This window comes from Aquirufa novilacunae (genome assembly GCF_045310505.1).
Taxonomy (GTDB): domain Bacteria; phylum Bacteroidota; class Bacteroidia; order Cytophagales; family Spirosomataceae; genus Aquirufa; species Aquirufa novilacunae.
This window is the reverse complement of the sequence record NZ_JBEWZG010000001.1, coordinates 5292-25970: the sequence shown is the minus strand read 5'-3', so window position 1 is coordinate 25970 and position 20679 is coordinate 5292. Positions and strand designations below refer to the sequence as shown.

Annotated in this window: 21 protein-coding genes (1 of these 21 cut by a window edge); 10 read left to right on the top strand and 11 right to left on the bottom strand. The window is 41.4% G+C overall.

What is annotated here, in order from left to right:
- Nucleotides 1-54: 54 nt before the first annotated feature.
- Nucleotides 55-402, top strand: coding sequence for an ArsR/SmtB family transcription factor (locus tag V7S74_RS00120; protein ID WP_406776742.1), 348 nt, complete (start codon nt 55-57; stop codon nt 400-402).
- A 24-nt stretch (nt 403-426) separates the two neighbouring features.
- Complete coding sequence (locus tag V7S74_RS00115; protein ID WP_406776741.1) at nt 427-762, top strand: hypothetical protein; 336 nt, start codon at nt 427-429, stop codon at nt 760-762.
- Between the two features lie 90 nt (nt 763-852).
- Here the strand turns inward: V7S74_RS00115 and fumC are convergent, their stop codons facing one another.
- Nucleotides 853-2256, bottom strand: a complete 1404-nt coding sequence (fumC, locus tag V7S74_RS00110; RefSeq protein WP_406776740.1) for a class II fumarate hydratase — start codon at nt 2254-2256, stop codon at nt 853-855.
- Nucleotides 2257-2313: 57 nt separating this feature from the next.
- On the opposite strand from fumC, the gene V7S74_RS00105 reads away from it, so the two are divergent.
- Entirely contained in the window at nt 2314-2652 is a 339-nt protein-coding gene (locus tag V7S74_RS00105) for a Spx/MgsR family RNA polymerase-binding regulatory protein (protein ID WP_406776739.1), read from the top strand.
- On the opposite strand, the gene V7S74_RS00100 is transcribed toward V7S74_RS00105, so the two are convergent.
- From V7S74_RS00100 to rsfS, 8 genes are all read right to left on the bottom strand, one after another.
- Entirely contained in the window at nt 2653-3963 is a 1311-nt protein-coding gene (locus V7S74_RS00100) for an ABC transporter permease (RefSeq protein WP_406776738.1), read from the bottom strand.
- A 3-nt stretch (nt 3964-3966) separates the two neighbouring features.
- A complete protein-coding gene (locus V7S74_RS00095; RefSeq protein WP_406776737.1) occupies nt 3967-4860 on the bottom strand; it encodes an ABC transporter ATP-binding protein in 894 nt (297 codons plus the stop codon).
- A gap of 88 nt (nt 4861-4948) precedes the next feature.
- The gene (locus tag V7S74_RS00090; protein ID WP_406776736.1) at nt 4949-5482 is read right to left on the bottom strand and encodes a TrmH family RNA methyltransferase; all 534 of its coding nucleotides are present in this window, start codon (nt 5480-5482) and stop codon (nt 4949-4951) included.
- A gap of 2 nt (nt 5483-5484) precedes the next feature.
- Nucleotides 5485-6462: an acyl-ACP desaturase gene (locus V7S74_RS00085; RefSeq protein WP_406776735.1), complete on the bottom strand. Its 978-nt coding sequence runs from the start codon at nt 6460-6462 to the stop codon at nt 5485-5487.
- A 46-nt stretch (nt 6463-6508) separates the two neighbouring features.
- On the bottom strand, nt 6509-7999 hold the full coding sequence (locus V7S74_RS00080; RefSeq protein ID WP_406776734.1) for a glycoside hydrolase family 32 protein: 1491 nt from the start codon (nt 7997-7999) through the stop codon (nt 6509-6511).
- Nucleotides 7950-8756, bottom strand: coding sequence for a UDP-2,3-diacylglucosamine diphosphatase (locus V7S74_RS00075; RefSeq protein ID WP_406776733.1), 807 nt, complete (start codon nt 8754-8756; stop codon nt 7950-7952). Before V7S74_RS00075 ends, V7S74_RS00080 begins: the two co-directional genes overlap by 50 nt.
- 35 nt (nt 8757-8791) lie before the next feature.
- A complete protein-coding gene (gene ftsH / locus V7S74_RS00070; protein ID WP_406776732.1) occupies nt 8792-10975 on the bottom strand; it encodes an ATP-dependent zinc metalloprotease FtsH in 2184 nt (727 codons plus the stop codon).
- A 67-nt stretch (nt 10976-11042) separates the two neighbouring features.
- The gene (rsfS, locus tag V7S74_RS00065) at nt 11043-11429 is read right to left on the bottom strand and encodes a ribosome silencing factor (protein ID WP_406776731.1); all 387 of its coding nucleotides are present in this window, start codon (nt 11427-11429) and stop codon (nt 11043-11045) included.
- A 92-nt stretch (nt 11430-11521) separates the two neighbouring features.
- Here rsfS and V7S74_RS00060 point away from each other — a divergent pair, with 92 nt between their 5' ends.
- The 4 genes from V7S74_RS00060 to V7S74_RS00045 all read left to right on the top strand — a co-directional run bounded on the left by V7S74_RS00060 (nt 11522) and on the right by V7S74_RS00045 (nt 16163).
- Nucleotides 11522-12310, top strand: coding sequence for a biotin--[acetyl-CoA-carboxylase] ligase (locus tag V7S74_RS00060; protein WP_406776730.1), 789 nt, complete (start codon nt 11522-11524; stop codon nt 12308-12310).
- Nucleotides 12311-12329: 19 nt separating this feature from the next.
- A complete protein-coding gene (locus V7S74_RS00055) occupies nt 12330-13988 on the top strand; it encodes an AMP-binding protein (protein WP_406776729.1) in 1659 nt (552 codons plus the stop codon).
- A gap of 32 nt (nt 13989-14020) precedes the next feature.
- Nucleotides 14021-15403, top strand: a complete 1383-nt coding sequence (locus V7S74_RS00050; RefSeq protein WP_406776728.1) for a BamA/TamA family outer membrane protein — start codon at nt 14021-14023, stop codon at nt 15401-15403.
- Between the two features lie 184 nt (nt 15404-15587).
- Nucleotides 15588-16163 (top strand): hypothetical protein, encoded by a 576-nt coding sequence (locus tag V7S74_RS00045; RefSeq protein ID WP_406776727.1) that lies wholly within the window; start codon nt 15588-15590, stop codon nt 16161-16163.
- On the opposite strand, the gene V7S74_RS00040 is transcribed toward V7S74_RS00045, so the two are convergent.
- Nucleotides 16160-17212: a branched-chain amino acid aminotransferase gene (locus V7S74_RS00040; RefSeq protein ID WP_406776726.1), complete on the bottom strand. Its 1053-nt coding sequence runs from the start codon at nt 17210-17212 to the stop codon at nt 16160-16162. The two genes, V7S74_RS00045 and V7S74_RS00040, sit on opposite strands and share 4 nt — an antisense overlap.
- 12 nt (nt 17213-17224) lie before the next feature.
- Complete coding sequence (locus V7S74_RS00035; protein ID WP_406776725.1) at nt 17225-17776, bottom strand: cob(I)yrinic acid a,c-diamide adenosyltransferase; 552 nt, start codon at nt 17774-17776, stop codon at nt 17225-17227.
- A gap of 88 nt (nt 17777-17864) precedes the next feature.
- On the opposite strand from V7S74_RS00035, the gene V7S74_RS00030 reads away from it, so the two are divergent.
- The 3 genes in view from V7S74_RS00030 to tyrS are tightly spaced (at most 24 nt apart) and all read left to right on the top strand, a layout consistent with a single transcriptional unit that may run on beyond the window.
- A complete protein-coding gene (locus V7S74_RS00030) occupies nt 17865-18374 on the top strand; it encodes a hypothetical protein (RefSeq protein ID WP_406776724.1) in 510 nt (169 codons plus the stop codon).
- Entirely contained in the window at nt 18371-19579 is a 1209-nt protein-coding gene (locus V7S74_RS00025) for an S-adenosylmethionine:tRNA ribosyltransferase-isomerase (RefSeq protein ID WP_406776723.1), read from the top strand. Before V7S74_RS00030 ends, V7S74_RS00025 begins: the two co-directional genes overlap by 4 nt.
- A 24-nt stretch (nt 19580-19603) precedes the next feature.
- Nucleotides 19604-20679: the 5' portion of a tyrosine--tRNA ligase gene (gene tyrS, locus V7S74_RS00020; protein WP_406776722.1), read on the top strand. It continues 217 nt past the right edge of the window; 1076 of the gene's 1293 nt are visible here — the first part of the coding sequence; the start codon lies at nt 19604-19606; its stop codon lies beyond the right edge, outside the window.

The following is a 20679-nucleotide window of genomic DNA, read 5'->3' as shown; positions in this document are numbered from 1 at the left end:
TGATTTGGAGATTTCCAATCAATATATTAACTTAGCTAAATATCAAATAATAGCATGGCTGTAGAGAACATAGCAAAAGCTTTAGGGGATGAGTCTAGACGGAAAATCATCGAACTATTAAAGGACGGAGAGCTTCCTGCTACGGCTATATTTGATCAATTTGACTACGCCGCTCCTACTATTTCCAGGCATTTATCTGTTTTGAAAGATGCAGGCTTAGTGAGCACGCGTAGAAATGGAGTCTTCATTTACTATTCATTAGAGAAGGATGCGCTTCGTCAATTAGATGAATGGCTCTCCCCTTTCCTACCCAAAGTGAAGGCAGCTCCGAAAGAAAAATCCACTCCGACTCCGAAAATACCAAAGGAAAATCCTTTTGATAAATTCCAGTCTGAATTTTAAAATAGTAGAATAATACAATTTTTTATGAAGCGATTTGTGTTCATTATTCGAGGTCCTGTGAGTGGAATTTCCAGCGAATCAAGCCTCGCATCGGAGGCTGAATTAGACCAAATTCGGACCTGGTTAAAAGGCTTAAAATCGACATACGCAGACATGCTTTTTCAGAAATTTTCAGGAGAAAAAAAGGCTTTAAATCAAAGTGGAAATTTGGACCACCTACTGATCTCACAAATTGACGGCGGAGAAATTTCTCAGATCGTTACGCTGATTTTACCAGGTTTAGATGTTGCCGAAGAAATTGCCAAAAGCTTCCCCTTCCCTAACGAGTTTTATAGCCTAGAGTTGAGAGAAATGGCTTAAATTCCTAGTTAACATATAAAAAAAGGCCCATACATAACGTATGGGCCTTTTTTATTTATTCGCGACGAGAATCGCGTATTTTTCTTCTCCTTATAGATTGATCTCGCCTACCATATTCTCAGGCTTTACCCACGCATCAAACTCTTCGGCAGTTAAATAACCAAGAGAAATCGCCGTTTCCTTAAGCGTAGAGCCATTTTTGTGGGCAGTTTGAGCAATCTCTGCCGCTTTGTAGTATCCGATCTTCGTATTTAAGGCCGTAACTAACATTAACGAGTTATTTACGTGCTTCTTAATGTTATCATGCAATGGTTCGATACCTACTGCACACTTGTCATTGAATGCCACACACACATCCCCGATTAAACGCGCAGAGTGTAAGAAGTTATAGATCATCACCGGCTTGAACACATTTAACTCAAAATGGCCGTTTGAACCACCGATTCCGATAGCTACGTCATTACCCATCACTTGCGCAGCTACCATCGTCATAGCCTCACATTGTGTTGGATTAACCTTTCCTGGCATGATAGAAGAGCCTGGCTCATTATCTGGAATATAGATCTCGCCAATACCTGAACGTGGTCCAGAAGAAAGCATACGCACATCGTTTCCAATCTTCATTAAGCTAACTGCAACCGTTTTTAAGGCTCCATGTGCCTCTACAATCGCATCGTGGGCAGCTAGTGCCTCGAACTTGTTTTCTGCCGTTACAAAAGGTAAACCAGTTAAAGCTGCAATGTGTTTCGCTACGTTTTCTGAATAGCCTTTAGGGGTATTAATACCCGTTCCTACGGCCGTTCCTCCTAAAGCTAACTCGGATAAGTGCGCTAAGGAGTTATTGATGGCACGTAAACCGTGATCTAATTGCGAAACATAACCAGAGAATTCTTGACCTAAAGTCAACGGAGTCGCATCCATAAAGTGTGTACGACCGATTTTAACCACGTTTTTAAAGGCTTTTGCCTTCGCAGCCAATGTATCACGCAATTTTGTAATTCCAGGGATGGTTACCTCTACTAACGTTTGATATGCCGCAATGTGCATCGCTGTAGGGAACGTATCATTGGAAGATTGAGACTTATTAACATCATCGTTTGGATGTACAAATTTTTGCTCATCTAGTAAATTCCCCCCTTGCAAAACGTGTGCACGGTAAGCAATTACCTCATTGCAATTCATATTAGATTGCGTACCAGAACCCGTTTGCCAAACCACTAAAGGGAATTGATCTGCCCATTGGCCTTCTAAAATCTCGTCACAAACCTGAGCAATTAAATTTTTCTTCGCTTCTTCTAATACTCCTGACTCAAAATTCGTGATCGCCGCCGCCTTTTTTAGGTAAGCAAAGGCCCGAATGATCTCTTTGGGCATCTTATTAATATCCTGAGCAATTGGGAAATTCTCAATGGAACGTTGAGTCTGAGCTCCCCAATAGACGTGAGCAGGCACTTGCACCTTACCCATAGTATCTTTTTCAATTCTATACTCCATACGATGTTTTGTATTAAATTTGTCTTAGTCCACAAAAATACCACCAAAAACATTAAGATGCTTAAAATTTACGGAATTCCTGCCTGCAATACGATGAAAAAATCGTTTGACTATTTAAACGAAAAAGGCATCCCCTATGAGTTCCACGATTACAAGAAAAAAGGCATTTCAGCAGATCAATTACGCTATTTCTTGGATCAATTAGGAGAGGAAACAGTATTAAACAAACAAGGGAGCACCTATCGACAGCTAAGCGATACGGAAAAAGCTAATCTAGATGTATTTACCTACCTACAAGAAAAAACATCTGCCATCAAGCGACCTATTTTGGTGCAAAATGACAGATGTTTCGCTGGATTCAAACCAGAAGAATTAGATAATTGGCTAAATACTTAATTACCCTTTGTAAAACAGCCATTTAGCCATCTCTTTTACGGTTACTTTCTTACCATACATCAAAATTCCGATACGGTAAATACGGGCCGAAATCCAGCTGCAGGCAAGAAATCCTAAGACCAATAAGGTCATCGATGTGGCTAATTCCCACGCTGGAACACCGTAAGGCAAACGAACCATCATATTAATAGGAGATGTAAACGGAATCATAGAAGCCCAAAACGCCATCGTACTATCGGGATCCTGCATCGTAAACTGAGCCATCATGAAGGCTGCAATAATGGGCAGCATCACAATAAAAGTGAATTGCTGGGCTTCTGTGGCACTCTCCACCGCACTGCCAATGGCCGCAAAAAGAGAGCTATAAAGCAAATAACCAAACAAGAAATAGAATAAAAAGCCTCCTACCACAAGTGGGATATTAGTGCTCTCAATCACCTTCGTTACTTCTTCCATTGGGGAGGCATCATTGATCTCTTTCGCTACTTTAGGATCCGCCTTCTTTACCTGTTCTACCTTCTGTTGAATCGGACTAGTTTGGTAGAATTTAGAAGCAACCTGTGATAGACCAATTGTTAAGACAATCCACAATAAAAACTGCGTTAAACCTACCATTCCCACGCCTAAAATCTTACCTAGCATTAGCTGATAAGGCTTAATCGACGAAATAATCACCTCAATAATGCGGCTGCTTTTCTCCTCAATCACCCCATTCATCACCTGAGAACCGTATAATAAAAGCGTTATATAGAGAAGCAAGCCCATAACTCCAGCTAATATCATAGCCCCTCCAGATGACGAGCTAGTTTCATTCCCAGTTTCAGAGACTGTAACCGTCTCACTCCCCACATCTACCTGTGTTTTTTCATACACTTCAGAGGCAATTCCAGCCTCTTTCATCAACACCGCACGCACCTTTTTCTCAATAACACGCTCAATAGAGGACTTCAAAGAGAGGCTAAGATTCTTTTCTGAATATATTTTCAAATCCTTCCCGTTGGTCAAAATATCCTTCGGAAGATGCACGAGGGCTGTATATCCTTCTTTGGCAAAATTAGCTTTCAAATCAGCAACAGGCTTATTGACTAACTTAAATTCCACCTCCTTATCCACTAAATCCGTAATCTGAAACAATCCACTCTCATCGACTACCTCGATTCGCTTCACCTCTTTATCCTGCATAGCTAACCAAATAGGGACCGCATAAATAGCCGTAATTAAAATAGGACCTAAAAGGGACGCAATCCAGAACGATTTCTTTTGAATTCGGGTCAAATACTCCCGCTGAATGACTAATAATATCTTGTTCATCGCTTATTTCGTTTCTTCTACTACTTGAATAAAAATGTCGTTAAAGGACGGTACTACCTCTTTAAACTCCTGCAAATCCACCTGCTTAATCAGGGCTGCAATAGCTTTATTGGTACCATCTGCTTGCGTTAATTTGATAATAGCCGACTGCCCATCATCATCCACCGAGACCACCTGAAAGGCAGCCGTGTCTGATAGAGCACCTGAAAACTTAATCGCATATTCGTCCTTCTTATATCGATTGCGAACTTCCTCTTTCTCCCCTGTTAAAACGACCTGAGAATGATTAATTAGTGCGATACTATCACATAATTCCTCGACCGATTCCATTCGGTGAGTGGAGAATAAAATGGTCGTTCCGCGCTCTTTTAGCCCTAAAATCTCCTCTTTTAGCATGTTCGCATTAATCGGATCAAAGCCAGAAAATGGCTCATCTAAAATCAATAATTTAGGTTCATGCACAACAGTGGCGATGAACTGGGTCTTTTGTTGCATTCCTTTGGAAAGATCATCTACCGGTTTATTCCACCAATCTTTAATATCCAAGCGAATAAACCAATCCTTTAATCGATTCTGCGCCTCAGTCCTAGAAAGGCCCTTTAATTGCGCTAAATACATCAACTGTTCCCCTACCTTCATCTTTTTGTATAAACCGCGCTCCTCAGGCAAATAACCGATCTGTTCGACGTGTTTAGGCTGCAATAATTCACCATCAAAAATCACCTGACCTTCATCTGGTGCCGTTATTTGATTGATAATTCGAATAAGCGATGTTTTACCAGCACCGTTCGGACCTAATAGGCCAAAAATCTGCCCCTTCGGTATCTCTAAACTTACCCCAGCCAGCGCCGTGTGTTCAGCATATCGCTTTACCACGTTTTGAATAGATAGTATCATAAACTGAATTTAATAAAACGAATTTAAACAAAAATTGCGTTCAGATCCTGGTAAAAGGATGAACGCAACGTACAAAGGATGAATGAATTTAGGCGATAATTTTAGAGACAAAATCCCAAATCACTACACCCATACTCACGGAAACATTGAGCGAATGTTTTGTCCCAAACTGGGGGATCTCCAAACTAAAATCCGCCTCCTGAATCCAGGCATCGTTTACGCCAAAAACTTCATTTCCGAATACGAAAGCATATTTTTGATCTTGTACTGGAGTGAATTTTTCTAACGATACAGAACCTTGCACTTGTTCCACACAGACGATTTGATAACCTGCTTCACGCAAGGCCTTGCGACTGTCTGCCGCATCGGCAAAATAAAGCCAGTCTACTGATTCATCTGCCCCCAAAGCGGTCTTAGAAATCTCTCTGTGAGGCGGTTGCGCAGTAATCCCACACATGTGTATGGCAGCACATTTAAAGGCATCCCCTGTTCGAAAAGCGGAGCCAATGTTATTCATACTCCTGATGTCATCTAAAACGATCACATAAGGGAATTTTTCCGTGGTTTTATAAGTAGAAACGTCGAGCCTATTCAGCTCATCCATGGATAACTTCTTCGACATATTTAGGCAATCCAAGAGAAAGGATACGCTAATTCAGGCACCTTAACTCGATCTGCTAATTTCTCTAAACGGGCTGGCAAATTAGCTACGTAATCACGTGCCTTTTCTGCCGTTTCATTTAATCCCGTCATATTTTCAATATTCCAATCACTAATCAATCCGCGCATGATCGTCACATAATCTTGTGTCGTATACACGCCTAAACGTTGAGCAGCGTCAGAGAAATGCTCGAATAAAGAACTTTTCGCCCCATTAATTTCGCGTAAGAAATGCGCCGGCATCACAATCTTCTTCTTCATCATGTCCGCAAAAGCGAGCATCATTTCGTTCGGATCTAAATTGAAAATCTCAGAAACGAAAGCGCGGTAGGCTTTGTGGTGACGAAGCTCATCTGCAGCAATCTGAGCACACATACGAGATAAAAGTGAATTGCCGTTTTGTTTCGCTAAAGAAGCGGTACGACGGTGCGAGATATTCGTTGCTAATTCTTGAAACGATGTGTAAACGAAATTACGGTAAGGATCTGCGGAAGTTCCGATGTCAAAACCATCAGCGATTAGGTATTGTGTGGATACTGCCACTGCTTTCATATCTACCTTTCCAGATAAATACAAATAGGTGCCTAACAGGTTTCCGTGGCGATTTTCTTCAGCCGTCCAGGTACGAATCCAACGCGCCCAGCCATCATTTTGGTCTACATGATTCACGGTATCCATACCTAATAACCACGACTCATACGTAGGCAAAGCCTCTTCCGTGATGGTATCACCCACTAGAACAGCCCAATAATCGTAAGGCAATTCATTCGCAGCTTCTTGTAAGGCTTTCACATCTGAAAAGAACGAATCTTTCGTAGCATCAGGTAACATGTCTGCTGGCTGCCAATTGGTCTCGATCGGGACTAAGTAGTCCTTTACGTAGGTATCCATGTTTTTGGCCAATTCTGACATGACCTCTAAGCGTGTATGAAATTGCGACATTCGTTTCTTGGTTAAAATACAATTCTGTGAAGATAACGAAAAATCGCTATTTAATCTCCCAAATACGCAATTCCTTTACCCTGATTTCACCTCCTTGTGAGACTAATTTTAAGGATTCTTTGTTCTTCGGAAAACGCAATGAACTGATAGCCACTGTTCCATCTTGCGCTAACAACTCTAAAGTAGAATGATCCACCACTAATTGAAAAACTTTATCTCCACCAGGAACAAAAGGCGCGGATTGAATCATATCAAATCCAGGTGCAGGAATAACGCCACTCATGCGGCGATCAATGAACCAATCTTGGCTCTTTTCATCAAATCCTATCCGAGTTAATTCAGGGTTTTCTTTCGCCTCATCCCCTATTTCAAGTCCCCATTGCTTTGCACGTGACACATCTACTCGCAACTCAACCATATAGGTCTTATTTTGAAGAAACTTGATTCCTGAAAGCGTTTTGGACCCGTCAATAACCAAGTTTTTAGCCTCAAAACTAGGCTTCTGACTGGCAAAATTAGGCTTGAATACCTGCTTTAATTTTAAACCCTGAGAAGTGTGTACCAATGACAAGGTTCTAGCTAATGACATTTGGCCTTTCCAAGGGAAGGTCGGTTGCTCTTTTCCATAGGACCAGCTTAACATCCAACCTAACCAAAAAGTCTCTTTGTCCACCGTATTGTAAAAAGGGATGGCTGCATAGAAGTCACGCCCAAAATCCACATAATTAACTTGCTCCTTCGGGGCATCATTCTTGAAAGTTTTGCCATCAAAATCTCCTACAAAATACTGCATACCCACTGTTTTCTTGTAGGGTCCTTGGCTCGAAAGGGCTAATACCCATTTCTTTTCCTTGGAATTCTCCACCGGCAATTCCAATAAAGAAGGGCATTCCCAAATCATATCGATATCACCCTGCTGAACAAATTCACTCAATAGAGACCAATGGATCAAGTCCTTTGACCCATAAAACTGAGCTGTATATTCCCACGGCTTCACCACCGTCATGACATATTGATTTGATGGGGCATGCCAAATAATATTAGGGTCTCTGAAATCCTTCAAATTGATGCTTAAAACCGGATTCTTATCGTATTTCGTCCAAGTCAATCCCTCATCATTGGAATAAGCCAAATGCTGCTCCTGTAAGGTATTGGGGTAATCAGCTGTATAAATGGCAATCAATAAAGGCTTTGTGGGATCCCCTAAGCCCGAAACGTGGTCCTTATCAAAGACCACACATCCAGAAAATATATATTCTTTGCCATGTGGAATAGCCACAGGTAACTCTTCCCAATGCAACAAGTCCTTGCTTTTTGCATGGCCCCAGCTCATATTTCCCCACTCATTGCCTTTCGGATTATGCTGGTAAAAAAGATGATAATTTCCGTTAATATAGATTAATCCATTGGGATCATTTGTCCAGTTAATCTTAGGGGTAAAATGAATGGCAGGACGCCATTGTTCCGTACTTTGTTGAGCAAACAAGTTAAACGCCAGAAGGAGCGTTAAAATGAATAAAGTCGATTTTATTTTCATCAATTTGGAGGTAATACGCATTTTTAAATTGTGGATTAAACCAATCCCCTAGGTTATAATAAGTAGCCGTAGTTCCTACAGGGAAAGCCATTGGATGATGACGATGGCCAAAAACAAAGCTTTCAATCTCCGGCTTTTTAGCAGCTGTTTCACGTATATAGGCTAAAATAAAATCAGTTTCTGCTTGAAAAGCATCTTCCCCTTTCGCCAGAGTACTTTCTTTTCGTGTGGAGGACCAAAAGTTCGCCAAACTGATTCCTACATTCGGATGCAGGAACCCGAAAAGCCATTGTGCCAGTCGATTCGTAAATACTTTCTTCAAGATTTTATATCCCGTATCACCAGGGCCTAAACCATCACCGTGACCAATATGTAATTGAAATGATTTGTTAGGGGTGGAGATTTTCAAATCACTAGGCTCTCTGTAGATTTTCGCACCTAGCTCTTTTTCTAAGTATTCCCACATCCAAAGATCATGATTACCCACAAAAACATGAATCTGAATTCCTTGATCTGCGAGTGCAGAAAGCTTACCTAGAAAGCGGACAAAGCCGCGCGGAACAGCTGTCTTGTATTCGAACCAAAAGTCAAATAAATCACCCATCAAGAATAGATCTTGGGCATCTTTCTGAACCTGATCTAACCAAGAAACCAACGCTTTCTCTCGCTCTCTTGACGTAATCTCATCCGGAAACCCCAAATGAAAATCCGATGCGAAATACACTTTTTTCCCAGATGTCAGATGAAGGTGAATCATATAAAAAATGGGCACCCTTTTGGGCACCCAATTGATTAACTATCTGTCGATTTTGGTTTTCTAGCTCTTGGCTTTGCAGCCACTTCTTTCGTCGCTGTTGGCTTTTTAGCTGGCGCTTTTTTAGCCGGAGCTTTTGCTACCGTAGCTTTCGCTGCTGGCGCTTTCTTCGCTGTTACCACTTTCGCCGGAGCCTTCTTTTTCTCCTCTGCTAAATCACGCTCATCTTTTGCATCCTTGCGTTTTTTCTCCGTCTCCCCCTTGATAAACTCTTGGTAGGACGTCAATTGCTCGAATGGACGAGGACCCACTAAAGCCTCTAAATCGCTTTGGAATAAGACCTCTTTCTGCAATAATTGCTCGGCTAAAATCGTCAATTTATCTTGTTTCGATTTCAACAACTTCTTCGTTCGATCATACGCTTCTTTGATGATTTTGCGAACTTCCTCATCAATTTCGCGGGCTGTCGTTTCTGAATATGGCTTGTTAAATTGGTATTCTGAGCCTTTGGAATCGTAATAAGAAATATTACCTAACTTCTCATTCATACCATAAATGGTCACCATCGAGTAGGCTAATTTCGTGATACGTTCTAAGTCATTTTGAGCACCTGTAGAGATCTTGCCAAACACAATTTCCTCTGCCGCACGACCACCCAAAGTAACACACATTTCATCCATTAACTGCTCCGTGCGGTACAAGAATTGCTCCTTAGGCAAATACTGCGCATAGCCTAAAGCCGCCACCCCACGAGGTACGATGGAAACTTTTACTAAAGGATTCGCATGCTCTAAGAACCAACCCGCAATGGCGTGTCCTGCTTCGTGGAAGGCAACAATTTTCTTCTCTTCTGGAGAAATCAATTTGTTTTTCTTTTCCAAACCTCCAATTACGCGATCCATCGCTTCTTGAAAATCGTTCATGTCAACTGCTGTCTTAGAACGACGCGCCGCGATTAAAGCCGCCTCATTACATACGTTCGCAATCTCAGCACCAGCGAAACCTGGTGTTTGAGCAGCTAATTCTTTCGGATCTGTATCTGCGGCTAATTTCAATGGCTTCAAGTGCACTTTGAAAATCGCTTCACGACCAATAATATCGGGTTTGTCAATCGAGATTTGACGATCAAAACGACCTGGACGCAATAAAGCAGGATCCAATACATCTGGACGGTTTGTTGCCGCCATGATGATAATACCTGAATCAGTTGCAAAACCGTCCATCTCCACTAAAAGGGAGTTAAGTGTATTTTCGCGCTCATCGTTTCCTCCTGGCATAGAACCACGACCACGGGAACGACCGACCGCATCAATCTCATCGATGAAAATAATACAAGGTGCTTTTTCTTTCGCTTGCTTGAATAAATCACGCACACGCGCAGCGCCTACCCCGACAAACATCTCCACGAAATCAGAACCTGAAAGTGAGAAGAAAGGAACACCAGCTTCACCTGCAACAGCTTTCGCTAACAAAGTTTTACCTGTACCTGGAGGGCCTACTAATAAGGCTCCTTTCGGGATTTTACCCCCTAAATCAGTGAATTTCTTCGGGAATTTCAAGAACTCTACGATCTCCTGAATCTCCTCTTTCGCCTCGTCTAGACCAGCAACATCGTTAAAGGTAATCTTCACTTTCGATTCGCCTTCAATCAGCGTAGCACGGGACCGACCAATGTTAAAGATTTGACCTCCGCCACCGGCTCCACCACCCATTCTAAAGAACAAGAAATAGAAGCTCAGACCCATTAAGATAAAGAATCCCCAAGTCCCTAACCAGTCCAAAGGACCCGTTCTAGTCTCCGGAGAGGCCATAATTTGCTCATTACGAGGGAAGGTTTTTTGGCGATCTTCTAAGAAACGCTCGAAGCTTTCTTTCGAATTAATCTCAAATTCAAAGTGAGGAACTTGCGCAGCAGGAACTAATTTCTGCGTCGTGTTTTTCTTGAAATACTTCGGGATAAAAGTCGGCTTAAGACTTACTTCCACAATTTTATCATTTACAATCACCACTTTCTCCACCTCTTTTTGAATCAACATCGATTCAAATTGCTTGATTGTGATAGGCTGCAATGTTGTTTCCTTCGAAAAGAAAAACATACTAACAACCGCTAACACTAAACCTACGACCATCCAACTTTGGAATCCTCCGACTGGTTTTTTAGGCATACGAGGCTGTAAGCCTGAACGTTTCGCGTTTTTAAAATTATTCCCTTGTTTGGCCATTTTGATTTTTATTGTTGGGCATTAAACACCCTGATGGGTGATAAGGTTCTATAAATCTAAAATAAAATTAATCTGGAATAACAGTGAATTTTGCATCACCCCACAATTCCTCAAGCTTGAAAAAAGCCCGTTTATCTTTCAAAAATACGTGAACAATCACGTCATAATAATCCATTAAAATCCATTCCCGATTTGCTCTTCCCTCTACCGCATGTACGTGAATTTTACCTGATTCCCAGACTTCTTTATCCACTGAATCAGCGATCGCATCAATTTGTGTGTCAGATGTACCTGAACAAATCACAAAGAAATCCGTAAAAGCATTATCTACTTTACGTAAATCCAACACCGTGATTTCTTGCGCTTTTTTATCCTGCATGCCTTTTACCACCCAGCTCACTATTTCCTCTGACGCATCGACTTGCTTAGCGACTTTCTTAAGAGTTTTACTCATAAATGTTTTTCTGTATTAATTTGTGTAACAAGAAACCAATAACGAATAAAAATCTAAATTTGTTCTTGTAACCCTAAAATTACAAATAATAATTGAACAATTACCAAGCTCCCACCCGCTTCATTGGCAAAAACAGCAAATATCTAGACATTTGTCCATCGACGAATTCTATCGCCTTTGAGGAGGCCTTAAACGGGGAAATTCCAGAAGGTTTTGCCTGGATTGCAGGTCATCAAACTGCCGGTAGAGGACAAAGAGGAAACACCTGGCAAGCCGAGCCCCATCAAAATCTTACCCTTTCCATTTTACTCAGACCATCTCATGCACTGCTCGAAAAACAATTCTTTCTAAGCAAAGCCGCAGCGAATGGCATCTTGGATGGACTAGAGGCTTGGTCTCGTGCTACGCAGGGAGAAAATTTCAATTTTGAAATCAAATGGCCCAATGACATTTACCTGGATGGAGTCAAATTAGGAGGGATTTTAATTGAGAATAATTTCCAAGCAGGAAAGTGGAGCTTTTCCATCGTAGGCATCGGACTTAATATCAATCAACTCAATTTCGAAGGAATTAGAGGCACCTCACTCCGCTCCTATTTAGAACTGAAAGATCCCATTTCACTTCCAGAGGTTTACAATTATATTTCCCAAGGGATCGAAAATACCTATACCCTTTTTAAGGAAGGGCAATTTGAGAAAATCGATGAGCACTACCATGAACGCTTATTCAGACGATTAGAATGGGCTAGCTACGAAGCTGGCAATGAACGTTTTGAGGGCAAAATTCTAGGGGTTAATGAACAGGGATTATTGGAAATTGAAAAAGAATTCACGGTAGAATCCTATGATTTAAAGGAAATAAGTTTTATTTTTCCCTCTTAAATTCCTCTAAATACCTTACATGATTTCTCATTACCAAAGCAACTTGGAGAATTTCCTTCATTGGGCAAATACCACTCCAAACAACCTTTATTTAAGACAACCACATGGCGATCAATACATTGACTATAGCTATGCGGCAGCCGCAGTGGAGGTTAAAAAGATCGCTCATTTTTTACAGAGACATCTAACAGAGGAATCGAAAAATGTTGGAATAGTAGCCAAAAATTCGGCCCATTGGATGATGGCAGATTTGGCAATTGCAGCTGCGGGTGGCATATCAGTCCCTTTCTATGCCACGTTAACGAAAGACCAATTGCATCAGGTTTTAGTGCATTCGGAGTGTTCCATCCTGATTGTAGGTAAATTAGATCATTGGGACAAAATCAAAGAGGCCATTCCGGAGCACGTCCTTGTGATACATACGCCAGAAAGTTCGGAAAAATCGGGTCATCAATGGGCGGAGATTCTGAAAACAGAAAATGAAATCGCGTCTTTACCTCAGCCGAAACCCGAGGACATCGCCACCATTGTTTACACCTCTGGCACGACCGGAATGCCTAAGGGAGTTATGATTACCTATGGCGGTATCGAAGCAGGCATCAATATGGCCAGAGAAATTGCGTTATTAGATCAACCTTCGGCACGATTTATTTCCTATTTACCCCTATGCCATATCGCAGAGAGAAACTTTGTCGAATTTGCTGGAACAGCGGCAGGAGGCACCATCTATTTTGTCGAGAACCTCGATACTTTTGCGAAAAATTTAGCAAGCGCTAGACCTACCCATTTCCTAGCTGTACCACGAATCTGGGCTAAATTCCAGGAAGGTATTCTACAGAAAATTGGAGGACAAAAGAAATTAGATCTCTTCTTGCGGATTCCCATTTTGAAAAATATCATTCAAAAAAAGATCCAAAAAGGACTCGGCTTAGACTGCACAAAACTAGCTGTTACTGGGGCCGCACCCATTTCTGAGGAACTGATGATCTGGTTTCAAAAATTAGGCATCTTTATTCAGGAGGCCTACGGTATGACCGAAAATATGGGCTTGAATGCCGTCATGCCTAGAGATCAAATCAAACTAGGTTCTGTAGGCCGAGTGCATCCGGACTGCGAAACGCGAATTGATCCTGAAACCAACGAGATTCAGATGCGGGCACCTTATAATTCAACAGGCTATTTCAAGGAACTGGCATTAACGAATGATTTATTCACCTCAGATGGCTGGCTAAAAACCGGCGATCAAGGCACCTTGGATTCGGCAGGATTCCTCTCTATTACTGGGCGAGTTAAAGATAATTTCAAAACGGCCAAAGGGCATTACGTGGCACCCGCTCCAATAGAAAACAAAATTGGTACACATGAATTGGTGGAACAAGTCTGTGTGGTGGGCGTCAACTTACCACAACCGATTGTTCTTGTTGTGCTTAGTGCAGCGGCAAAAATCAAGCCAAAAGAAGAGATCCAACAAACCTTACTAGGCTTGAAGGACGAGGTTAATCCCATGTTAAAAAATTATGAACATTTAAAAAAGGTGGTCATCGTAAAAGAAGATTGGAACATTGAAAATGAATGTTTGACGCCTACAATGAAGATTAAACGGCCATCCATCGAGAAAAAATACCAGGCGAATTTCGAACGTTGGTATGATAGCCCTGAAACGATTATTTATGAATAAATCGCTCTAAATGACTAAATTGCGAGGTGAAAATGCTCCGCCTCCTTTTCTTATTATTATTATTTACCACGATTTCTAATAGTGCAAAAGCGCAATTCGTCATCGTGGACAGCGTCATTTTCAAAGGGAACGAAAAAACACGTGACAATATCCTGCGAAGAGAATTGGATTTGCACTCGGGTGACACCTTGCAAGTGTCAGAATTAGATGCTCGACTTGAGTTTAATCGCCGAAAATTAAACAATACGAATCTTTTCATTTGGGTGAAAGGTGATTACCACCAAAACAAACCCGAACATATAGAAATTACCTATGAGTTTCTCGAGCAGTGGTATTTACTAGGCTACCCCATATTTCAGTTAGCTGATCGGAACTTAAACGAATGGTGGTCTAAAGGTCATTCTTTTAGTAGAACGATTTATGGAGCCCACTTAATTCACAATAATTTTAGGGGTAGAAACGAAAGGCTCAGCTTTAAAGCAGAAACTGGATTTACGCAGCGCCTGGAATTGGGCTATTCTAACCCCTATATTGATCCTAAAAAGACCCTAGGTATAGGGGCAGCTCTTAGTTATACCACGAATAAAAATTTAGCCGTCAGAACTAGAAACGACACGCTACAAATTTTAAGTTCAGATAAAATTTTACGTGAACGCTGGAGCGGAGCCTTAAGCTTTCGAAAAAGAATTAAATTCTATGATTTCCACTTTGCAGAGATGCGCTACAGTCACTCTGTGGTATCAGATACCATTCGCCTACTAAACCCAAATTACTATTACAAGGGATCGAATGAGCAAAATTTCCTACAGCTAACCTACGCGTATTCGTATGATTTTCGGGATTATGCGCCCTATCCTTTAAGAGGAAAAAAGCTTGATTTTGCGTATAATTATTTTGGTATTCTGGCGCAAGACGCCTTGAATTATTGGGATTTACGAGCATCCATTTCCTATTTCTTCGATTTAGGGTCGAATTTTTTCATCACTACATCCTGGAAAGGCAAATTGACGCAAGAGAATAGAAATATCCCCTATGCTAACCTACAAGCCCTGGGATACGGGAATGACAATGTGCGTGGCTACGAACTGAACGTCATCGATGGAACGAATTACTTGTTATCTAAAAACACCTTTAAATACCAGCTTTATAATAAGGTAATTCCCATTCGCTTTATTCCGTACAAGCAATTCAACCAAGTGCCTATTGCTGTTTATCCGACCGTATTCTTCGATTTCGCTTATGTTTATCAAGCGAGCCCTGAGCTAACTAATAGTCGCTTTTCAAATCGATGGATTTACGGCATGGGCCTTGGATTCGACATCGTTACCTATTATAACTTCGTATGTAAATTAGGCGTCCCTGTCATTAATAGTGGTAAATCTGGCCTCGTAGTTAGTATCGGTCGGGAGTTTTAGGCAAAAAAAAGCCGGTTAAAAACCAGCTCATTTTAAAAATACCTAACCACTAATATTCTTATATATCTTGAAGGCCAAAGCCTATAATCCGATTATATTTCCCCAAAAATAACATTTTTTATCATCAATGGCGAAATTCATCTATTTTTGGTAAATAAAAATTCTCACTCCCTTTTGCATTTGTATGAAGAAACCGTTAAATAAACTAATCGTTCCATTCTTGAGCCTTTTTATTTCCGGAACTGTAGTAATCATCTTACATTCCTGCAGTCAGGAAAAACAAGCTGAAAACAAGGATAGCGAACAAACTGAAGCTGTCGCGACAGCTTGGTCAGCCAGTGGCGAATGGGTTCAAAAGCTGACGGTAAGCCCAACAAATATCGTTCGAAACACGACCTGGGGTCAAGATTTCTCCACCATTAACGACTCGTTAGAAGTAGCCGAATCTCAACCCGAAAAAGGGAAATCCTACACGCTTTATTTCGATGATACCGATTTGAATTTTAGCGATATCACTTACATCCCAAACGATCAAAATAAACTCCAAGAAATCACCTTTGATATTTTCGTTGATTCGGCAGAAGATGTGCAGCCTTTAATTGATCAATGGAAAGGCTATTTAGAGGTAAAATTTGGCCCATCTGAGACAAAAGGTACGCAAGTTCTTTGGACTAAAAATAAAAATACCCGAATCCAATTAGAGAACGTTAGTACTCCCAAAGATCCGGGTATTAAAATCAGCTTTAAAGCAGCTAATTAAATTTTATAAATCCAACCGCGGGTGTCAGCGATTTCGCCTAATCGAATTTGGCTGATCTCGTTGAACACTTTGGCAGAGAAATCGCTCTCCTTACGAGCTGGTAATTCGTAATCTTTACCTTCAAAACCGATCGTCTGAATAGGCGCAATCACTGCAGCAGTTCCAGCCCCGAATGCTTCGGTTACCGCTCCTGAGCTAATTCCTTCCACTAATTCTTTCACAGATAAGAGACGCTCTTGGACTTCGACGCCCCAGTCTTTGGCAATCTGAATCACTGACTTCCGTGTCACTCCATCTAATATGGTATCACCTGTAGGCGCAGTCACCAAAGCTCCATTGATGATAAACATCAGGTTCATCGTCCCCGCTTCCTCTACATATTGATGTGTCGCCGCATCAGTCCAGATAATTTGATCATATCCCGCCTTGTTCGCCTCTATCGTAGGGAATAATGAACCGCCGTAATTACCGGCATTCTTAGCAAAACCTACTCCCCCTTTTGCTGCGCGAATGTATTCAGTCTCTACACGTACACGCAAAGGCTTTGAATAATACGATCCTACAGGACAATTGAAGATGATAAATTTATAGGTAGTGGATGGAGAAACGCCCACATACTCATCTGTTGCAAACATAAACGGACGGATGTACAAAGAACAACCGTCTTTTTCCGGCACCCAAGCATTATCCAATTGAATCAATTGCTTCAATCCACCTAAGAAAATTTCTTCTGGAACCTCCGGCATACACATACGAACTGCCGATTTATTAAAGCGCTTCATATTTTCCTCTGGACGGAAAACTAATACCTCGCCTTGCTTCGAGCGATACGCCTTCATTCCTTCAAAAATTGCCTGACCATAATGAATAGACATCATCGCGGGTTGATAAGACAAAGGGCCGTAAGGTTGAATTTGGACGGACTTCCAAGCTCCATCTGCATATTCAGCGACGAGCATGTGATCAGCGAAACTGCGGCCAAAAGCCAAATTGTCAAAATCTACCTCGCTTAAGCGAGATTTAGGCGTTTTTTGAATGGTAACTTGCATAAGTTTTTGTTTCTACTTGCCGGAATTCCAAGGTATCTCAGGGATGCCTAATGAATGGTGCAAATAACGGCACATCATAAATAAGTAATCTGATAATCTATTCAAATACGCGATCGCAGTCGCATAATCTTCTTTTTCTTCTATTTGAACCCAGCGAATCAAGCTACGTTCCGCTCTGCGGCAAACCGTCCGCGCAATTTGAGCCGCCGCAATAACGGGATGACCTCCTGGCAATATAAAGAAGCGCATAGGCTCTATTTTACTGTCAATTTCGTCAATCATCTTTTCTATTTGCACAATATCGTGCAAAGAAATCAACTTCATATTACCCAAATATTCCTTCGAATCGCTCGCAACGTGAGCACCCAAAACAAATAGGCTTGATTGAATCGCTTGCAAGTATTCTGCTAAATGAGGTTCGATAACACAAATCAAAGCACCTAGGTGACAATTCAATTCATCAATATCACCAATCGCGTCCATCCGAACGTCAGACTTTGACAATCCTTTTCCATCCGCCAAGCGGGTAAATCCACCATCTCCATTCTTCGTGTAAATTGCCATGCTATTGGGGTTATTTACAAAAATAATAGAAATAAAGATTAGGTCGGTATGATTTTCAAAACTAATTTTGCAGACATTTTAATCAACTATGTCGATAGACCATTTTGCATCCCGAGTTTGGCGAATTTTGTCCATCGTGGCATTCGGAATCTCTTTATTATTTATCTACAGAGGACTTCCTGATCCTACGGCGGTACATTTTGGGGAAACAGGCAGAGGCGATGGTTTTTTACCTAAGGAAGAAGTCTTCTATTTAGTTGCCGGAATCACCACTTTACTAAACGTTTTAAGCCTTTTACTGATTAAAGCAATCGACAAAATCCCTAGGGAAAACTGGGGGAAAATACTTCCTGTTTTCGCTGAAAAAGGAGACGAGACTATCAAAACTACCTTTATCAACTGGTTACATTTCTTCCCAGCCATCATCAACACCTATTTAATCTTGGCTTTAAGAGCCCTATTGATGTTGAATGATGAAAGAACGTATCAAAGCGATTATAACTACATACCCTCGTTAGGCATTGTATTACTATTGATTTGGCTGATTTATTTGCCTCTTCGCTTATTTGCAAGTCCTAAATTCCAGGAGGAACTATGAGTATTCAACTGCCGAATATTCCCATTCAGGCTTTTGATTACCCCCTACCTGAATCCAAAATCGCACAATTTCCACTGGCGAATAGACATGATTCGAAACTATTAGTTTATCAAGATGGCCAAATTACCCACGCCGCCTTTCGCAACTTAGCAGGTCAACTCCCGGAGAATTCCTTATTAATTTTCAATAATACCAAAGTAATTCCTGCCCGCATTCCACTATTTAAGGAAAATGGCGTGGCGATTGAGCTCTTTCTACTTCATCCGCTTTCGGACGCTGCTCCCACCGAGCAAATGATGGAGGCAACAGGGGAATCTAGCTGGGAATGCCTAGTGGGTAATAAAAAGCGCTGGAAGGAAGGCGATGTGCTATCTAAAGGTGATTTATCTTTCTCTTGGATCAATAGAGAACTAAATCACATACGAATCAGCTGGGAGACAGATAAGAGTTTTGCGCAAGTTTTAGAAGAAATAGGCAAAATTCCGCTTCCTCCCTATATGGAAAGAGAAGCCCAAGTTTCTGATTCAGAAAGATACCAAACCTTGTTTTCCGAAAAGCAAGGTGCCGTGGCAGCTCCTACCGCTAGCTTGCATTTCTCGGAGGATGTTTTAGCAGATATCGATCGATTAGGTATTAAAAAAGCTTACCTCACATTACACGTAGGTGCTGGTACTTTTTTACCGGTAAAAGAAGAGGATGTCAGTAAACATCCGATGCACCGGGAACAAATCGTCTTTACTCCTTCCCTGATAGAAACGCTTTTAAATCACAGAGGGCCCTTTATTCCGGTGGGAACGACGGCTTTGCGTGCGCTAGAAAGTTTGTACTGGAGTGGAGTTTGGCTTGTTGAAAATAGACCTCTAGAGAACGGATTACTTATTTTACCCAAAGAATTTGCCTACGAAAGACGTGAAAATACGGTATCGATTCAAGATTCGCTCACTGCGGTTTTAGGGTATCTACAAGAGCATAATCGTCATTATTGGGTCGCTGAAACCGAATTATTAATTATGCCGGGATACAAGCCTCGCTTTTGCGATGCCCTTGTGACGAATTTTCACCAACCTAAATCGACCTTATTGGTTTTAATTACCGCCCTGATTGGGGAGGATTGGAAGAAGGTCTATGACTCGGCTTTATCGAACGATTACCGCTTCCTAAGCTACGGAGATTCATCTCTATTATTTAAAAAGAAGGATATTTAGTACTTTTGCAAAAAACAATCATTTATGACAAATTTCATTGAAGAATTACGTTGGAGAGGGATGTTACACGATATGATTCCGGGTTTAGAGGATCAGTTGGCCAAAGAAATGACGGTGGCCTATATCGGTTTTGATCCTACTGCACCGAGTCTTCATATTGGAAATTTAGCTGCGATCATGCTATTAAAGCATTTTCAATTAGCTGGCCATAAGCCGATTGCCTTAGTAGGTGGTGCTACCGGAATGATCGGTGACCCATCTGGAAAATCCGCTGAACGTGATTTTCTTTCAGAAGATACCCTTCGCGCGAATCAAGTTGGGATTCAAGCACAATTAGAGAAATTCTTAGAGTTCCACGGCGGTGCAAATTCGGCTGAATTAGTCAATAACTACGATTGGTTTAAAGAATTCAGCTTCCTAGGTTTTCTACGTGAAGCGGGTAAGTTTTTAACCGTTAATTATATGATGTCCAAAGATTCAGTTAAGAAACGCCTAGAAACCGGCATTTCCTTCACTGAATTCTCCTATCAATTATTACAAGGATACGATTTCTATCATTTATATAAGACCAAAAAAGTGCGTCTTCAAATGGGTGGTTCTGATCAGTGGGGAAATATCACCACGGGTACAGAAATCATTCGCCGTAAAGAGGGGCACGATGAGGATGCAACGGAACGCGCCGCTTTCGCTTTAACCACTCCTTTAGTAACAAAGGCAGATGGGACAAAATTTGGTAAATCAGAATCAGGCAACGTTTGGTTAGATCCAAGCAGAACCTCTCCTTTCGCCTTTTATCAGTTTTGGCTAAATGCGGCTGATGCTGACGTTCCTCGTTTAATCCGCGTATTTACTTTATATACGAAGGACCAAATCGAAGAGATGGAACGCGCACATGCGGAAGCTCCACACTTACGTATCTTACAAAAGGCCATTGCCGAAGAAGTAACCACCCGCGTTCATGGAGCAGAAATTTGTGCCTTGGTGATTGAAGCGTCTGCCCTACTCTTTTCTAAAGATGCGGTAGAACTATTAACTAACGCCTCTGATGCTTTAATTGCACAATTACCAGTGTACGAAGTTTCGTCTGCTTTATTATCAGA

Excerpts from the sequence above, each read along its gene's own strand:
- V7S74_RS00120 (WP_406776742.1), top strand. The coding sequence starts at position 55 with ATGGCTGTAGAGAACATAGCAAAAGCTTTAGGGGATGAGTCTAGACGG.
- V7S74_RS00115 (WP_406776741.1), top strand. The coding sequence starts at position 427 with ATGAAGCGATTTGTGTTCATTATTCGAGGTCCTGTGAGTGGAATTTCC.
- fumC (WP_406776740.1), bottom strand. The coding sequence starts at position 2,256 with ATGGAGTATAGAATTGAAAAAGATACTATGGGTAAGGTGCAAGTGCCT.
- V7S74_RS00105 (WP_406776739.1), top strand. The coding sequence starts at position 2,314 with ATGCTTAAAATTTACGGAATTCCTGCCTGCAATACGATGAAAAAATCG.
- V7S74_RS00100 (WP_406776738.1), bottom strand. The coding sequence starts at position 3,963 with ATGAACAAGATATTATTAGTCATTCAGCGGGAGTATTTGACCCGAATT.
- V7S74_RS00095 (WP_406776737.1), bottom strand. The coding sequence starts at position 4,860 with ATGATACTATCTATTCAAAACGTGGTAAAGCGATATGCTGAACACACG.
- V7S74_RS00090 (WP_406776736.1), bottom strand. The coding sequence starts at position 5,482 with ATGTCGAAGAAGTTATCCATGGATGAGCTGAATAGGCTCGACGTTTCT.
- V7S74_RS00085 (WP_406776735.1), bottom strand. The coding sequence starts at position 6,462 with ATGTCGCAATTTCATACACGCTTAGAGGTCATGTCAGAATTGGCCAAA.
- V7S74_RS00080 (WP_406776734.1), bottom strand. The coding sequence starts at position 7,999 with ATGAAAATAAAATCGACTTTATTCATTTTAACGCTCCTTCTGGCGTTT.
- V7S74_RS00075 (WP_406776733.1), bottom strand. The coding sequence starts at position 8,756 with ATGATTCACCTTCATCTGACATCTGGGAAAAAAGTGTATTTCGCATCG.
- ftsH (WP_406776732.1), bottom strand. The coding sequence starts at position 10,975 with ATGGCCAAACAAGGGAATAATTTTAAAAACGCGAAACGTTCAGGCTTA.
- rsfS (WP_406776731.1), bottom strand. The coding sequence starts at position 11,429 with ATGAGTAAAACTCTTAAGAAAGTCGCTAAGCAAGTCGATGCGTCAGAG.
- V7S74_RS00055 (WP_406776729.1), top strand. The coding sequence starts at position 12,330 with ATGATTTCTCATTACCAAAGCAACTTGGAGAATTTCCTTCATTGGGCA.
- V7S74_RS00050 (WP_406776728.1), top strand. The coding sequence starts at position 14,021 with ATGCTCCGCCTCCTTTTCTTATTATTATTATTTACCACGATTTCTAAT.
- V7S74_RS00045 (WP_406776727.1), top strand. The coding sequence starts at position 15,588 with ATGAAGAAACCGTTAAATAAACTAATCGTTCCATTCTTGAGCCTTTTT.
- V7S74_RS00040 (WP_406776726.1), bottom strand. The coding sequence starts at position 17,212 with ATGCAAGTTACCATTCAAAAAACGCCTAAATCTCGCTTAAGCGAGGTA.
- V7S74_RS00035 (WP_406776725.1), bottom strand. The coding sequence starts at position 17,776 with ATGGCAATTTACACGAAGAATGGAGATGGTGGATTTACCCGCTTGGCG.
- V7S74_RS00030 (WP_406776724.1), top strand. The coding sequence starts at position 17,865 with ATGTCGATAGACCATTTTGCATCCCGAGTTTGGCGAATTTTGTCCATC.
- V7S74_RS00025 (WP_406776723.1), top strand. The coding sequence starts at position 18,371 with ATGAGTATTCAACTGCCGAATATTCCCATTCAGGCTTTTGATTACCCC.